Here is a 15,693-nt window from a genome sequence, read left to right as displayed (position 1 = left end):
ATGCGGGTTCTGATCGTTAAAACGTCTTCTATGGGCGATGTACTGCATACGTTGCCCGCATTAACCGATGCGCAACAGGCCATTGCGAATATTCAATTTGATTGGGTGGTCGAGGAAGGATTCGCCCAGATCCCTTCCTGGCATGCAGCCGTTGACCGGGTCATCCCCGTCGCGATTCGCCGCTGGCGTAAAGCCTGGTTTTCAGCGCCGATTAAAGCCGAGCGTGAAGCATTTCGCGACGCGGTGCGTTTGCAGCAGTATGACGCAATAATTGATGCGCAGGGTCTGGTTAAAAGCGCTGCATTGGTGACACGTCTGGCGCGGGGCGTCAAGCATGGTATGGACTGGAGTACGGCCCGCGAGCCGTTGGCTAGCCTGTTTTATAATCGCAAACATCACATTGCCAAACAGCAGCACGCGGTAGAACGTACGCGTGAATTGTTCGCCAAAAGTCTGGGATATGCCAAACCGCAGTCGCAAGGTGATTACGCTATCGCTCAGCATTTTGTAAATCGATGCAATGCTGATACAGGCAAATATGCCGTATTTCTGCATGCCACAACGCGCGATGATAAGCACTGGCCGGAAGCCAACTGGCGGGAGCTAATTGGCCTGTTAAATAACGCAGGCATACGTATTAAACTGCCCTGGGGCTCCCCCCATGAAGAAGCGCGAGCCAAAAGGTTGGCAGAAGGTTTTCCTTACGTCGATGTCCTGCCGCGGATGAGTCTGGAAGAGGTTGCTCGCATCCTGGCGAGGGCAAAATTTGTGGTGTCGGTTGATACAGGCCTAAGTCATTTAACCGCCGCGCTGGATCGCCCTAATATCACGTTATACGGCCCAACAGACCCAGGATTGATTGGTGGGTATGGAAAGAATCAATACACACAGCAGAGCCATTCCGGAAAATTGCAGGATCTGGACGCAAGCTTAGTCAACGTATCGCTAATTGATAATAATTTGCTTTAACTTTAAGAGACGATCTATGCTTCGCCAACATACGCTTTCTCGTTTTGCTTGTAGTATCAAAAATAATCCTTTCGATTTTATATACGTCTTATTTTATGCTGGGATCCTGGTAACTCTTGCGATGCTACTGGTCAATCCAGATGAAGCATTGAAGGTATTTATTTTCTCCACGGCTTTGTCTCTGCCGATTATAGGAAAAAATATAAAGTATGTGTGCAGTAACAAACAAAACCTGGTTTTGCCTTTTATGTTGCTGCTCTTCGGTTTGCTCCAGATTATTTGGGTAGAAGTATTTAAACAACCAGGCTCAGCCTTTACCGGCGCCTATCGTTCATACCAGAACGGTGGAAAAGTGATGATTTTCACCGCACTGGTTATGACAGCTCTGACATCGCGAGAGCCGTGTGCCGATAAAACTCGCATTACCAGTATCTGGACGCTCCTCACAGCAATCGGCTTGTATCTTTTCGCGGGCTACCAACTTGCTGGAGCTGCTGAACCTTTAAATTACCGTGTTGCACTGGGTTTTGAACATCAAACAAGCACAGCCTATGCACTTACGTTAATTGCGTTACTGGCGTCACAAGCCATTATTAATCTACGTCTGAAACGCACCGTTTTATTCTATCTGTTACATTTTTTGATATCGCTGGCGGTGATCATCTCAACGCAGACCCGAGCAGCGATCTTAGTGTATCCGATCCTGAGTATCGGATTATTTTTCATGCACTACCGCCACAACCACACTATGTTATTAAAAGCATTACTGGCCTTTGTGGTGCTGGTCGGGCTGGCGGCAATTCCGTTAAAACCAGTCATTGAAAGTCGCTATCAGAACTTCCTGGTCGATCTGCACTCTTATAATCAAAACAATAGCAATACCTCTATTGGCGCGAGACTTGCGATGCAACGGGCAGGTATCGAATCCGGGAAAGCTCATGACTGGGGACAGTCACTTGAACAACGCGGCGCAGAAATTCAGCGACTTGCGGTGCAAGATACTTCCCTACAAGGAGCTCTTGAGTTCATTAACGTCCATCTGCATAACGAAATCATTGATACCTTTTCGCTAAAGGGCATCCCTGGGGTTGTTGTGCTACTCTTGCTCTATATCGCCATGTTTTTAACAGCTTACTGGCAACGTAGCCCCTTGTTGTTCGTTATCTCAGGCGCAATCGCTATCTATGGCTTGAGTGATTTATTATTATATGCCAAAGGTGAAGCTCTGAGCTGCGTACTGGCGTTATGTCTAGCAGCGATGCTGAGCACGAATCTAATGAGAGAACGATGCCATGATTAACGCATCAGGTTATTTACTGAGCATTATTATACCTGCGTACAACAATGCTGAATTTATCACAGCGACGTTGGCGTCTATTCACCAAAACATCACTGATGATGTGGAGATAATCATTGTTAACGATGGCTCAACAGATTTAACTGAAGAGCGCATCAAGGCATTTTATCGTGAGCAGAATTGCAATAACGTCAAGTACATAAGTCATAAAAACCAAGGAGTTGCTATCACCCGTAACGTTGGGCTTACCCATGCGACGGGGAAATATATTGGCTTTGTTGACAGTGATGATATTGTCTGCCCAGATTATTTCACAATCCTTCTCCCTAAATTGAGAGCGGGTAAGTATGATATTGTGGAGTTCAACTTAACCAGAGATATCCATAATTTGTATCACCACAAACCTGATACGGAAGACTCTCTGGTGCAACACGAAATCATTTTAACAAACGATAACTACGCGCCGCTGATACCAACTTTTCGTGCCGGACAATGGCATCTCGTGACGAAAATCTTCCATCGTGACGTGATTGGTATGGATCGATTTGAAGAATATCGCCGCTATGAAGATGTTATTTTTTGTCCGTTCCAATATTTCAAATGCCATACTATTTTAAAAATAGAGCAAAAACTATATTTTTACCGAGTAAATGATAAAAGTATTACCGAGAACATTATTGATAGTGATGCGGATAGTATCTTTTTTGCTATGCGTAAAATGTATAACCATATAAATAGTAATAGCGCAAAGCGTACTGTTGCCACATTTATGATCATCAACTGTTTTCTGGAAGGACGCAAACTGTTACGCAAGAAAAAAGGTTATTATCGCTACAGCGAAAGCATGCTGAATGACATTCAGAATGCACTAGCATGCTGTGACACAAAAATCGTTAAGAAAAAAATAATTCTTAAAATGAAATACCCCCATATTGATCGTTCGGTTTCTGAAATAAGATATAGAACAATATCTGCTTTTAAGAACTTATTTTTTCGAAAGGGATTTTAACATGTTTGAAAAAATTGACCGAGTTCTTATTTGCAAGCTCAAATTTTATGGAGATGTTCTGTTAACAACGCCGGTCATTGCCAGCATTCGGGCTCGTTATCCACATGCCAAGATCGATCTGCTCCTTTATAAAGATACCAAAGCAATCTTAGCAGCCCACAAAGACATCAATGCATTTTATCTCATTGAGAAAAAACAGGGCCTGCTGGCAACAGCAAAAAATTATCTCTCAGTACGTCAACAACTGAAGAAAAATCACTATGATCTGATTGTTAACCTTACCGAGCAATGGCCAATTGGTGCACTTATCGCCTCTTTACGCCGTCCTTCAATTGCCTTCCTGCGCGAGAAAGATCATTGGAACCGACTTTTTACGCGAGTAACCCCCTCCATTGGGACACATATTGTTGAACAAAACCTATCGATTCTAAAAGGCATTGGTTTTAGCGAAGCAGAATTAAAGAAAGAGATGTCACTGAGTTATCGTCAGGACGATTATCAACATCTGGTATCCCTGTTACCCACGTTGCCTGCGCAGAAATATGTCGTTATTCAGCCCACTGCCAGGCAAGAGTTTAAATGCTGGGATGATGAGAAGTTCGCGCATGTTATAGACCACCTGCATCAGCGTGGTTTGCATGTTTATCTTACCTGTGGGCCAGCATTAAGTGAGCAGCAACAGGTTCAGCGCATTGCTGAACTGTGCCAATCTCCCCCCGACCTGACGCTGGCAGGTAAAACGACCTTCCTGCAACTGGCTGCGTTGATCGACCATGCTGTTTTGTACATTGGTGTCGATTCTGCACCGATGCATATGGCAGCAGCGCTAAAGACACCGCAAGTTTGCCTGTTTGGTGCCACCAATTTTCAACAATGGAAGCCGTGGTCTGATAAAGCCATTTTAATTTGGGCTGGCGAATACCATCCGATGCCTTCGCGGGATGAACTTGACCGGTCAAAAAAATATCTGACATGGATACCGGAACAGGCCGTGGTTGACGCTATCGATACGGTACTTCATGATAATGACAATGTTCAAGGTAATGAGAAAGCATAAATGGACAACAAAAATAACATTATTAATATCGCTTACTGTACAGATGCTAATTATCTGGAATATGTAGCAGTGTCCATTATGTCTGTCATAATGAATAACCCGGAACAGGACCTGTCATTTTTTGTCTTTGTTTATGATGTTACTGACGAAGAAATCAATAAACTGCGTTCTACTAGTGATAAAATTCAGGTTATCAGTATCGATAAAGAAGAGATTGAAAAGTATAATAATGACTTTGCAATCAAACATCTGAACCGTTCAATCTATATGAGGTTGGCCGTACCTCGCCTACTTAAAGATAAAGTAGAGTACTTTATCTATTTAGATGCAGATACTCTTTGCTTCGACAAAATTCATGATATTAATAGCATTGATATTAGCGAGGTAATTTGTGCTGCCAGTCATGACTCGTTAAATAACACTGATATCAAAAATGCCAACCGCTTAAAGCTTAATACTTCCTCTTATTTTAACTCCGGATTTCTTTATATTAACATAAAAAATTGGCTTAAAAATGATATTGAAAAAAAAGCCAATCAGATTCTATTTGATCGGGGAGAAAGCCTCCCCTACCCTGATCAAGATGCCTTGAATATTGCAATCGATGGCAATGTCAAATTCATTGATAATCGATGGAATTTTTTATTTAACTGGTTTAATGACCAACAAAAAGATATTTTCTTCTATCAAAAAGAGACACTGCCGCGAATTATTCATTTCACTGGCGGAAGAAAGCCCTGGTATAAAGAACATACAGGGCTTTCACAGCAACTCTATCTTTTCTACCATCATTTTACACCATGGCAGAACACAGAAATGCGCTCTTATGCTCCACGTATGAGGCCTACTGATTATAGGGTTTACTCGCGTCAGGAAGCCAAAAGGGGAAATTACCTCAGTTCTATCAAATGGTATCTGAAATATCTCAATACAAAACTGCGCTAAGTAAAAACTCCCTTACGGGAGTTTTTACTTATTTTGTAACTTTGCACGTAAATAGCCGATATAGCTAATTACTGAAGCACAATATTTTCCTTGCAGCCTTTCATGTCGTGATTTCTTCTTATATTGCTTTGGCGTTCTGGCTGGTAACAACGGAATATCAGCCCATGGTGAAACCTTCCACGCTTGTACAAAGTACTGCGCCGAAGGATAATTTGCCCAAGAGTTCCACGGTTTAGTCACGCCAACATAGTGGATTAGAATAGTATCAGGTTTTATGTAATCTTTATATTTTGTAACATCTTTGCTTTTTAACTCTTGTTTAATACCATAAATAGCATTAAACCTTCTTTCCAGAAAGATCACTTTCTTTAAGAAGAGAATATTCAAAACATCCTGATCTGGGAATGAAAGCTTATTGTTTTTATCCAATAAAATATCAAAAGCAGAATTGATGTAATTTTGTTTTTTCCACTTTTTAAGATTTGCATAAATTACACCAGAATTGAAATAATCTCTATTTTCCTCAATATCTCTGGCAGGGCTATCATCAACATCAGTGATTACCGCCGCAACATGATCCCTAAGATCAGTTTGCGTAAGTTCGAAAAGGGAACCCTTACATATTACATCCGCATCAATGTATAGCAGCGTATCAATTTCCTCACCAAGATACTCAAAGGCTATAAATCTGAAATACATTGCGTGCGACCACGCGTGGCCACTTGGTAATACTTTTAACCCATTAGCATCCATAACATAAATTGTGATGTTTGTAGAAAATTGCTCTGCTAATTTTGCAACCCGCTGCTTGTAATCATCATCAATGTAGTCGGTAAAAAGATGAAAATGGATATTTAAATCTTTATTATTCAACAGTACCGATGTCATCGAGATTGCGGCACCAAACATAAAATTTCTGTCAACACCCCAAGCGATGTTAAGTTGTGCTTGTTGTCCAGATGGTGCTTGATTAAAATCAAGGATATTTTTTATAGACTGATGACAATCAAAATTCATTCGCTACACCTATTTAATTTATTACCAACAAGTTATTTTTATACTCAATATGTTTTTGTATTGTGTAACTTATTTTTTATGTACATAACATGACTTAGCACAGAGCGGATATATTTCCGCTGCACTCTCTCATGCCGTGACTTTCGTTTATACAATTTTGCTGTATTTGCATTTAATAAGGATTTTTCCGCCCATGCGGATTTTTTATATGCGTCGATGAAAAATTTAGCCACTGGATATTTTGCCCATGTATGCCATGGTTTAGTGACACCGACATAATGTATTAAAACAGTATCATCTGTAATATAATTCTGGTAAATTTTATCGTTTTTATTTTTTAGTTCCTGATCTACACCATAAATGCAGTTAAAATCTCGTCTCAGGAAAATCACATTACCAACGAATAATATATTCAGAACATCCTGGTCAAAATAAAGCAGTTCTTTTTGGCGTTCATCTAAGATAGAAAATGCCTTTGTCAATAACTGCTGCTCACGCCAAACTTCAAGATTCGCAAACACCACTCCGGAGTTAAAGTATCCATTACTCAGTTCAGGAATACCGAGCCTGTTGCCGGATTTAGTACGTACTTCATCAACATCATTGATAACAGCAGCATATTCCCCACAGAAGTTAATCTCGGTAAGTTCTCGTAAAGAACCTTTGCAAATGACATCGGCATCAAGATACAGTACCGAACTTAACTCAGTACTTAAATATTCAAATGCGAAATAACGATAGTACATTGCATAAGTCCATGCTTTCGTACTCGGCAACTCACGAAATGCCGCGTTATCGAACACAAGGACAGTGACTGTCGTACTGTACATTTGCGTCAGGCGTTTTACGCTCTCCAGATAATCATCATCGATATAGTCTGTTGCTATATAAAAGTGAATATCAATATCAGGATTATTCACTAATACTGAGGTCATAGAAATGCCGGAACCAAACAAAAAATTACGATCGACGCCATACGCAACACTTAATTTTTTACTCTTATCATGCGAGGAGCTGTCGATAACATGTTTTTGAATGATTAGCTTCTGGAAATCAATGTTCATAATAAAATGGCCTCAAACTTCATGTGTTATTTATAGCGCTTTTCTAATTGTTCTTTGTCTTATTTTTTGCGCTTTTGTGACAGCCTGTTCAAACAACCTGACTTCCTGACGAAAGATTTCACGTAGTGGCATCGAAAAATAGACACGTAAAAAACGATAGATATCTCTGGGCGTCAACCCGATCTCAAGTGAAGAGAAATAGAGTCCAATCAGATCCTTATCCCGCCAGCGACGTGGTACATGCTGGCGTATTTGTGCACGATGCAAATCAATTACGGAAAGTTTGATGTTCGCAACGTCTGCCGGCATCGGCTGCTGGAGCAGGAAATGGCAGATATAGCAATCCCGGTGATTTACCCCGCCCCGATGCATTTTACCCACCATTTCTGCCACGCGGGTAATAATTGTCCGTTTTAATACAAAATCAGGGCGCTCAACTTTCCACCTTGCACAAAAATCTTCAAGGCTTATGGCAGGAGAGAGATCTTCAGTGATGATAAATGAGGTTCGCTCTAAAGGATTCAGTCCTTTCTGCCCAAATGCAACACCGGTCATTGTGTCAACATTCAGTTCCTGTAAGCGATGAATTGCCAACCACTCACGGTCTGCGCCAAGTACAGGCATACGTAAAGAAATAAGGTTCTTAACCACTTCTTTAAGCGTGGTTCCATGATGATATTTAAGGAAATACCCTTTACCCATCATCTCAAAACGCAGGGTTCGCCGTGTTTCCAGAGCGCGAAAAACTTCACCATCCAACTTAGTGACTTCCGTAAACGGGTCTTTTCCTTGCCATTGCGTGGCAAATGGTTCTTTTAACTCAATCATTATCAAGACCTAAAATGATATCCGCAGCCTTATCTGCCAGGCTGTAGAGATCTTCTGTATCAGCAAAATGCCGCGCGTTCCTGACCCAATAACTTCTCTGCTCATTATTTTGCAGCGCATCGAAAAGTGCTGTATTCAGATTTTCCTGTTCAAAAGGTTCAGGAATCACCACCCCACACTGGGCGGCATTAATATAACCCGCATAGCCGCATACTTCAGTGGTTAATACTGGCAGCCCGGCAACTACAGCCTCCAACAAGACAATACCAGCAGCTTCCTGAACAGCCGGGTGAAGCAATAAATCGGCCGCAGACATCAATTCAGCGACATCATCCCGCCCCGAGAAGAACTGCACTTGTTCTTCAATACCCAATTGACGAGCCTGAGTGCGGTAACGATCGGCCTTATCCTGACCAACAACCATCAATCGCGTACGGTGACGTATAGCCTCAGGTAAAGAAGCCAACGCCTGCAATGTTCTTGGCACGCCTTTGCGTTTGAAATCAGAACCTACCTGCAGGAGTAGAAACTGATCGAGACCAATACCGTTTTTTTCTCTGACAATCTGCCTGCTGTTTTCAGGTTGCTGGCTGTACTTTCTGTCAGGGTATATTCCTGGTGGCAGAATACGAAAACGCTGGCTCTCAGTTTGGTAATGATGTTTGAAATCACCAATTTGTTTATCAGTTAACATCAATAGCGTGGTACCAGCACCTTGCTGAAATGCCGCTTTTTCAAAAGCGGAGTAATGCCGGTACCGACGCGTCAACTTGTAGAAAAAGCCTTTCTCACGGGCGACTTTCTCCGCGTAGCAAACGTCGGCTGCGTAATACACATCCAAGCCAGGCATTTTGTTAAACCCGACGACACGATCGACGGGATGCTGACGTAAATAATCCTGAACCCACTGATAATATTGCTCATTTTTCCCGTGATTGGTTCTGGATGAGACGGGGACAAGTATAATCTCCAGTTCATCCGGACGCTCGCCCTGCCATGACTGGGTAAACACCTGAACATGATGACCACGCGCAGCAACCGTAAGTGCTACCCGCAAGAAATCACGCTGTAGCCCACCATAGGGAAAATATTTGTACAAACAAAAAGCAATATTCATGCATCAATATCCGCATCGCGTCGCCAGACATACCGAGTCGGAAACATCAGAGTCGTGTAATCCAAGCCTGAACCATTAAAAGATTACCTCTCATGTTTTCGAAACGTCCCTGCCCGCTAGCTACCTGAAATTGTGCAGTAGTATATCATTTATTGCCACGCATTCCGAAATGAATATTTTTTGAACAAAAAACAAAATAATCTATTAAAAACATAAAGATATAAATTAAAATAGCTCACCAGAAAACCCACGCCGCACAAGACGTTAAGTCATGTAAATGCGGTCCTATGCATTTTTGAAATAACCACCTGTTAAAATAATGCTTCACCAATTCCATCGTTTTGAGACAACCTGGATAAAAATGATGGTAAAGCCATAGTTAAATACATAGAATCCCCAGCACATTCATAAGTCAGCTACCATTATGCTCGAATTGCTTTACACCGCCCTTTTCTACCTTATTCAGCCTTTGATCTGGATACGGCTTTGGGTGCGCGGACGTAAGGCTCCGGCCTACCGTAAACGCTGGGGTGAACGCTACGGCTTTTACCGCCGTCCGCTAAAGCCAGGCGGCATCATGCTTCATTCGGTATCTGTGGGTGAGACGCTGGCAGCGATCCCTTTGGTCCGCGCTCTGCGACATCGTTACCCTGACTTGCCAATCACGGTTACCACCATGACGCCAACTGGCTCAGAGCGTGTCCAGTCTGCGTTTGGTGCTGACGTTCAGCACGTCTATTTACCTTACGATTTACCTGACGCACTCAATCGTTTCCTGAATAAAGTTGACCCCAAGCTGGTGTTAATTATGGAAACTGAGCTATGGCCAAATCTCATTGCAGCACTGCACAAACGCCATATTCCTCTGGTTATCGCCAACGCCCGGCTTTCAGCTCGCTCGGCTGCTGGCTACGGGAAATTGGGTAAATTTGTTGGCAGATTGCTACGTCGCATTACGCTCATTGCTGCGCAAAATGAAGAAGATGGCGCGCGTTTTATTGCGCTTGGCGCCAGAAGCAATCAGGTCACCGTTACTGGTAGCCTGAAGTTTGATATTTCCGTCACGCCACAACTGGCTGCAAAAGCGGTTACATTGCGTCGGCAATGGGCGCCTCACCGCCCGGTATGGATCGCAACAAGCACCCACGACGGTGAAGAAAGCATTATCATTGCCGCCCATCAGGCGTTATTAAACCAGTTCCCTAATCTATTACTGATTCTGGTACCCAGACATCCTGAACGATTCCCGGATGCCATCAACCTCGTACGCCAGGCTGGACTAAGCTATACGACACGCTCTTCGGGCGAAGTTCCGTCATCAGGTACTCAGGTCGTGATTGGCGACACCATGGGCGAGCTGATGTTGTTGTACGGTATTGCCGATCTTGCTTTTGTCGGCGGTTCACTGGTCGAACGTGGTGGGCACAACCCACTTGAAGCGGCAGCGCATGCCATTCCGGTACTGATGGGGCCACATACGTTTAATTTTAAAGATATTTGCGCCCGCCTTGAACAGGCAAGCGGACTGATCACCGTCACCGACGCAAGCACGCTGGCGAAAGAAGTCTCTTCTTTACTGACCGATGCAGATTATCGTAATTTTTATGGCCGTCATGCAGTTGAAGTTCTGTATCAAAATCAGGGCGCGCTTCAGCGTCTGCTGCAGCTGCTGGAACCTTATCTGCCACCCAAAACGCATTGAGGCAAGCCATGCAAAAACGGGCGATTTATCCAGGAACCTTTGATCCCATAACTAACGGCCATCTTGATATCGTGACGCGTGCGACCAGCATGTTCGATCACGTAATCCTGGCAATTGCCGCAAGTCCCAGTAAAAAACCGATGTTTACCCTTGAAGAGCGCGTTGAGCTGGCACAACAGGCAACGGCGCATCTCGGCAATGTGGAAGTTCTGGGCTTCAGCGATCTGATGGCAAACTTTGCCCGCGATAATCAGGCTAACATTCTGATCCGTGGCCTACGTGCGGTGGCTGATTTTGAGTATGAAATGCAGCTGGCCCATATGAACCGTCATCTCATGCCGCAACTGGAAAGCGTCTTTCTGATGCCGTCTAAAGAGTGGTCATTTATCTCCTCGACACTGGTGAAAGAAGTTGCCCGCCACCAGGGTGACGTGACGCACTTTCTGCCAGAAAACGTCCATCAGGCGTTAATGAGTAAGTTGAAGTAATGTGCCTGGCCGGATGCTGCATCCGGCCAGCAATGACACTATTTCTGACAGCACCTGCAGTAGAACGTTGTGCGCTGGGCGTGTTTTGTCGCAATGACTGGCGCGCCGCATACGCGACAGGGTTCGCCTTCTCTCCCATAGACCTGCAGCTCCTGGGCAAAATAGCCCGGCTTACCGTCACTTTGCAGAAAGTCCTTCAGCGTCGTCCCGCCCTGCTCGATAGAACGCAGCAAAACCGCCTTGATAACGCGCACCAGCAGTTCACACTCATCCTGCGACAGCGATGATGCCAGACGGTCAGGATGGATACCCGCCGCAAACAACGACTCGCTGGCATAGATGTTTCCCACCCCCACCACCAGCTTGTTATCCATCAGCCAGGGTTTAATCGCGGTTTTCTTCTTCGCACATTTCTGCTGCAGGTAACCGGCATTGAAATCGTCGCTCAGCGGCTCGGGGCCAAGATGGGCGAAGACATTATGCCCATCCAGTTCTTTAGTCCACAGCCAGGCACCAAAACGACGCGGATCGGTATAACGCAGGACTTTGCCGTTACTCATCACCAAGTCGACGTGGTCATGCTTTTCTGCCGGAAGCTCTTCAGGAAGGATACGCAAACTACCCGACATCCCCAGATGAATGATTACCCAGCCATCCGACAGCTCCAGAAGCAGGTATTTCGCACGCCGCTGTACGCTCAGAACAGGCTTATAACTCAGACGATAGATTTCCTCTGATACCGGCCAACGCAAACGACCGTTACGCACAGTCGCGTGCATAATCGTTGCTCCCACCAGATGCGGCTCAATCCCGCGACGACTGGTTTCGACTTCAGGTAATTCAGGCATAGTATCTCCGGCGGTGTATCAGGTCTCATTAATATGGGGACGGCCAGAAAACAAAAAACCCCGCCGAGGCGAGGTTTTTTGCTACATCGAAACTAAAATTATTTGATTTTAGCTTCTTTGTACAGTACGTGCTGGCGTACAACTGGATCGAATTTTTTCAGTTCCAGTTTTTCCGGCTTAGTACGTTTGTTCTTCGTGGTGGTGTAGAAGTGACCTGTACCAGCAGAAGAAACCAGCTTGATTTTCTCGCGAATACCTTTAGCCATGATTTATTTCCTCTTTAAGTACTTAGTACTTTTCGCCACGGGCACGCAGTTCAGACAGAACTGTATCGATGCCTTTCTTATCGATTACACGCATACCTTTAGCAGATACGCGCAGGGTGACAAAACGCTTCTCGCTCTCAACCCAGAAACGGTGAGAGTGCAGGTTCGGCAGGAAACGGCGTTTAGTCGCGTTCAGTGCGTGGGAACGGTTGTTACCGGTCACCGGACGCTTGCCAGTAACTTGGCAGACTCGGGACATGTCTATTCTCCAAAAATCAAATTAGCTCGAGCTTCGTATGGGGTATCGGCGCCTCGTCAGGCTTTACAGCCCGGTCATCGCATAGTTCTAAGTGAACTCTCGATTGCCAGGCCCAAATGCCAAACCCGAGATTCTCAAAGGTGGCGTAGTATACGCTGACCCGGCGTTATGCTCAAGTCCCGAACAGACAAAGATCCCGATGGATCGCGTAAAGTGCATTAAATCCAACCGCGTTCCGCAAAAGAAACGCACTCTCCGCGCCCAATGACCAGATGATCAAGCACCCGGATATCCATGAACTGACAGCATTTCACAACACGCTCGGTGATGAGTTTATCTGCTTTGCTCGGCTCTGCACACCCTGAAGGGTGATTATGCGCAAGGATCACTGCGGAAGCATTCATTTTTATCGCTTCGCGGACAATTTCTCGCGGATGTACCTCGACGTGGCTAATCGTACCGGAAAAAAGCTTACTGTGTTTAATCACGCGATGTTGGGAATCCATAAAGATCACAAAAAAGATCTCGCGTTCCTCTTGTGAGAGCTGACTTTGCAGAAATTCACGCGCCATTTCCGGGCTAAGTATTGCGCGCTCCTCAATCACCCGTACGTTGTAGTAACGCCTTGCCAGCTCCGCTATTCCCTTCAGCTGCGCATACTTCGCGATACCGATGCCCTGAACATAGCTGAAATCCATGTAATCAGCAGACAACAGGCCATACAGCGAATCAAAATGCTGAAGCATCTCTTTCGCCAGCGTAAGCACATCTTTACCCAGCATCCCGGTGCGTAAAAAAAGAGCCAGTAGCTCAACGTCGCTCAGCGAGCTAGCGCCCTGCGCCAACAGCTTTTCCCGAGGCATTATACGTCCTGTATTTTCCATGCTTTTCCCCTCATTTCGCATCCGCATAGTGGCATAACGCCAGCGGAGAATCGACGCGCTGTTATCACTTCTTCGTAGCGCCTCGCAAACTGGATCGCGGGCAAAAGCACGACACATTGCGGATTGTGATAAAATATCCGCCTTCTGGTGAAACCCAACAGGAAAGATCATGATGAGCCTGGCCGGTAAAAAAATCGTACTTGCCGTCAGTGGCGGTATTGCTGCGTACAAAACCCCTGAGCTGGTGCGTCGTTTACGGGAACGCGGCGCTGACGTCCGCGTGGCGATGACCGAAGCGGCAAAAGCGTTTATTGCTCCTCTGAGCTTACAGGCAGTTTCGGGTTATCCCGTTTCCGACAGCCTGCTTGACCCCGCAGCCGAAGCTGCGATGGGCCACATTGAGCTGGGGAAATGGGCCGATTTGGTTATCCTGGCCCCTGCGACGGCAGACCTGATTGCCCGCGTTGCCGCCGGTATGGCCAACGATCTGGTGTCTACGATTTGTCTGGCAACTCCAGCGCCTGTTGCCGTGCTGCCGGCCATGAACCAGCAGATGTACCGCGCTGCCGCTACCCAGCACAATCTGGGCGTTCTTGCCTCACGCGGTTTGCTCATTTGGGGCCCTGACAGCGGTAGCCAGGCATGTGGCGATGTCGGTCCTGGACGTATGCTGGATCCATTAACGATTGTGGATATGGCGGCAGAACATTTTTCACCTGTCAAAGATCTGCAACATCTCAACATCATGATTACAGCGGGTCCGACGCGTGAACCGCTTGATCCCGTAAGGTATATTTCCAACCACAGTTCCGGGAAGATGGGATTTGCTATCGCAGCCGCTGCAGCAAAACGCGGGGCAAACGTCACGCTGGTATCAGGTCCGGTTTCGTTAACCACACCGCAATTTGTCCAGCGCGTTGATGTAATGACCGCGCTGGAAATGGAAGCCGCCGTGCAATCTGCGGTACAACAACAGCATATTTTTATCGGCTGCGCCGCAGTCGCTGATTACCGCGCTGAAACTGTCGCCCACGAAAAAATCAAAAAGCAGGCGACGCAGGGTGATGAATTAACAGTAAAAATGGTCAAAAATCCGGACATCATCGCCGGTGTTGCCGCACTGGATGCTAACCGACCTTTTGTCGTTGGGTTTGCCGCCGAAACAAATAATGTGGAAGAATATGCCCGGCAAAAACGCATCCGCAAGAACCTTGATGTGATCTGTGCGAACGACGTTTCGCTGTCTACTCAAGGATTTAACAGTGACAGCAACGCATTACACCTTTTTTGGCAGGATGGAGATAAAGTCTTACCGCTTGAGCGCAAAGAACTCCTGGGCCAATTATTACTCGACGAGATCGTGACCCGTTATGATGAAAAAAATCGACGTTAAGATTCTGGACCCGCGCGTAGGGCAACAATTTCCGCTCCCGACGTACGCCACTTCTGGTTCTGCCGGACTTGACCTGCGTGCTTGTCTTGATGACGCCGTAGAACTGGCACCGGGCGCAACAACGCTGGTGCCAACCGGGTTAGCTATCCACATTGCCGATCCTTCTCTGGCAGCGGTGATGCTCCCGCGCTCCGGATTGGGCCATAAGCACGGTATCGTGCTGGGCAATCTGGTTGGTTTGATTGATTCCGACTACCAGGGCCAACTGATGGTGTCCATCTGGAACCGTGGTCAGGACAGCTTCACTATTGAGCCGGGCGAACGCATCGCGCAGATGGTATTTGTACCGGTCGTGCAGGCTGAATTTAATCTGGTGGAAGAGTTTGAAGCCACCGATCGTGGCGAAGGTGGCTTCGGCCATTCCGGGCGCAAGTAACCCGCAGAAAAGTATCCCACAGCGTAATAACGCAATAACATACCGCAAACAACCGTTTGCGGTCGCTGTGTGGATGCCTGCCTGGCAAGAGCTTATTTTCAGGGGTATTTTGTA

The 15,693-nt window shown here is 45.8% G+C and carries 17 protein-coding genes; 9 read left to right on the top strand and 8 right to left on the bottom strand.

The window, feature by feature from the left end; translation table 11 throughout:
• From rfaC to On2M_RS00605, 5 genes are read left to right on the top strand one after another with little or no spacing between them, the layout of a single operon-like run.
• Positions 1 to 969, top strand: coding sequence for a lipopolysaccharide heptosyltransferase RfaC (rfaC, locus tag On2M_RS00625; RefSeq protein ID WP_151217009.1), 969 nt, complete (start codon positions 1 to 3; stop codon positions 967 to 969).
• Between the two features lie 16 nt (positions 970 to 985).
• Positions 986 to 2,269, top strand: coding sequence for an O-antigen ligase family protein (locus tag On2M_RS00620; RefSeq protein ID WP_210904133.1), 1,284 nt, complete (start codon positions 986 to 988; stop codon positions 2,267 to 2,269).
• Entirely contained in the window at positions 2,262 to 3,275 is a 1,014-nt protein-coding gene (locus On2M_RS00615; RefSeq protein ID WP_210904131.1) for a glycosyltransferase family 2 protein, read from the top strand. Before On2M_RS00620 ends, On2M_RS00615 begins: the two co-directional genes overlap by 8 nt.
• A 1-nt stretch (position 3,276) precedes the next feature.
• Positions 3,277 to 4,332, top strand: coding sequence for a lipopolysaccharide core heptosyltransferase RfaQ (rfaQ, locus tag On2M_RS00610; RefSeq protein ID WP_210904130.1), 1,056 nt, complete (start codon positions 3,277 to 3,279; stop codon positions 4,330 to 4,332).
• Positions 4,333 to 5,277, top strand: coding sequence for a glycosyltransferase (locus On2M_RS00605; RefSeq protein ID WP_210904128.1), 945 nt, complete (start codon positions 4,333 to 4,335; stop codon positions 5,275 to 5,277).
• Positions 5,278 to 5,301: 24 nt separating this feature from the next.
• Here On2M_RS00605 and On2M_RS00600 read toward each other — a convergent pair whose 3' ends face one another.
• The 4 genes from On2M_RS00600 to On2M_RS00585 are packed head-to-tail and all read right to left on the bottom strand — an operon-like array spanning position 5,302 to position 9,303.
• Positions 5,302 to 6,294: a glycosyltransferase gene (locus On2M_RS00600; RefSeq protein ID WP_210904126.1), complete on the bottom strand. Its 993-nt coding sequence runs from the start codon at positions 6,292 to 6,294 to the stop codon at positions 5,302 to 5,304.
• Between the two features lie 44 nt (positions 6,295 to 6,338).
• Positions 6,339 to 7,358 (bottom strand): glycosyltransferase, encoded by a 1,020-nt coding sequence (locus tag On2M_RS00595; RefSeq protein WP_210904125.1) that lies wholly within the window; start codon positions 7,356 to 7,358, stop codon positions 6,339 to 6,341.
• 30 nt (positions 7,359 to 7,388) lie between these two features.
• Positions 7,389 to 8,186 (bottom strand): lipopolysaccharide core heptose(I) kinase RfaP, encoded by a 798-nt coding sequence (rfaP, locus tag On2M_RS00590; RefSeq protein WP_151217019.1) that lies wholly within the window; start codon positions 8,184 to 8,186, stop codon positions 7,389 to 7,391.
• Complete coding sequence (locus On2M_RS00585) at positions 8,179 to 9,303, bottom strand: glycosyltransferase family 4 protein (RefSeq protein ID WP_151217020.1); 1,125 nt, start codon at positions 9,301 to 9,303, stop codon at positions 8,179 to 8,181. Before On2M_RS00585 ends, rfaP begins: the two co-directional genes overlap by 8 nt.
• A 424-nt stretch (positions 9,304 to 9,727) precedes the next feature.
• Here On2M_RS00585 and waaA point away from each other — a divergent pair, with 424 nt between their 5' ends.
• The gene (waaA, locus tag On2M_RS00580; protein WP_187253873.1) at positions 9,728 to 11,005 is read left to right on the top strand and encodes a lipid IV(A) 3-deoxy-D-manno-octulosonic acid transferase; all 1,278 of its coding nucleotides are present in this window, start codon (positions 9,728 to 9,730) and stop codon (positions 11,003 to 11,005) included.
• Positions 11,006 to 11,013: 8 nt separating this feature from the next.
• Positions 11,014 to 11,493, top strand: a complete 480-nt coding sequence (gene coaD / locus On2M_RS00575; RefSeq protein ID WP_210904124.1) for a pantetheine-phosphate adenylyltransferase — start codon at positions 11,014 to 11,016, stop codon at positions 11,491 to 11,493.
• A 38-nt stretch (positions 11,494 to 11,531) separates the two neighbouring features.
• On the opposite strand, the gene mutM is transcribed toward coaD, so the two are convergent.
• The 4 genes from mutM to radC form a co-directional block, all read right to left on the bottom strand.
• Complete coding sequence (gene mutM, locus On2M_RS00570) at positions 11,532 to 12,341, bottom strand: bifunctional DNA-formamidopyrimidine glycosylase/DNA-(apurinic or apyrimidinic site) lyase (protein WP_210904123.1); 810 nt, start codon at positions 12,339 to 12,341, stop codon at positions 11,532 to 11,534.
• Between the two features lie 98 nt (positions 12,342 to 12,439).
• Positions 12,440 to 12,607 (bottom strand): 50S ribosomal protein L33, encoded by a 168-nt coding sequence (rpmG, locus tag On2M_RS00565; RefSeq protein ID WP_003024094.1) that lies wholly within the window; start codon positions 12,605 to 12,607, stop codon positions 12,440 to 12,442.
• A 22-nt stretch (positions 12,608 to 12,629) separates the two neighbouring features.
• Positions 12,630 to 12,866: a 50S ribosomal protein L28 gene (gene rpmB / locus On2M_RS00560; RefSeq protein ID WP_002436699.1), complete on the bottom strand. Its 237-nt coding sequence runs from the start codon at positions 12,864 to 12,866 to the stop codon at positions 12,630 to 12,632.
• A 218-nt stretch (positions 12,867 to 13,084) separates the two neighbouring features.
• Entirely contained in the window at positions 13,085 to 13,750 is a 666-nt protein-coding gene (gene radC, locus On2M_RS00555) for a DNA repair protein RadC (RefSeq protein ID WP_151217024.1), read from the bottom strand.
• A 172-nt stretch (positions 13,751 to 13,922) separates the two neighbouring features.
• Here radC and coaBC point away from each other — a divergent pair, with 172 nt between their 5' ends.
• Positions 13,923 to 15,143, top strand: coding sequence for a bifunctional phosphopantothenoylcysteine decarboxylase/phosphopantothenate--cysteine ligase CoaBC (gene coaBC, locus On2M_RS00550; protein WP_210904238.1), 1,221 nt, complete (start codon positions 13,923 to 13,925; stop codon positions 15,141 to 15,143).
• On the top strand, positions 15,121 to 15,579 hold the full coding sequence (dut, locus tag On2M_RS00545) for a dUTP diphosphatase (RefSeq protein WP_006687626.1): 459 nt from the start codon (positions 15,121 to 15,123) through the stop codon (positions 15,577 to 15,579). Before coaBC ends, dut begins: the two co-directional genes overlap by 23 nt.
• The last annotated feature ends 114 nt before the right edge of the window (positions 15,580 to 15,693 follow it).

It is taken from the genome of Citrobacter sp. On2M, assembly GCF_018035235.1.
GTDB classification, from domain to species: domain Bacteria; phylum Pseudomonadota; class Gammaproteobacteria; order Enterobacterales; family Enterobacteriaceae; genus Citrobacter; species Citrobacter meridianamericanus.
Note: the sequence above shows the minus strand (reverse complement) of the source record. Positions and strands in the feature narration are given on the sequence as shown.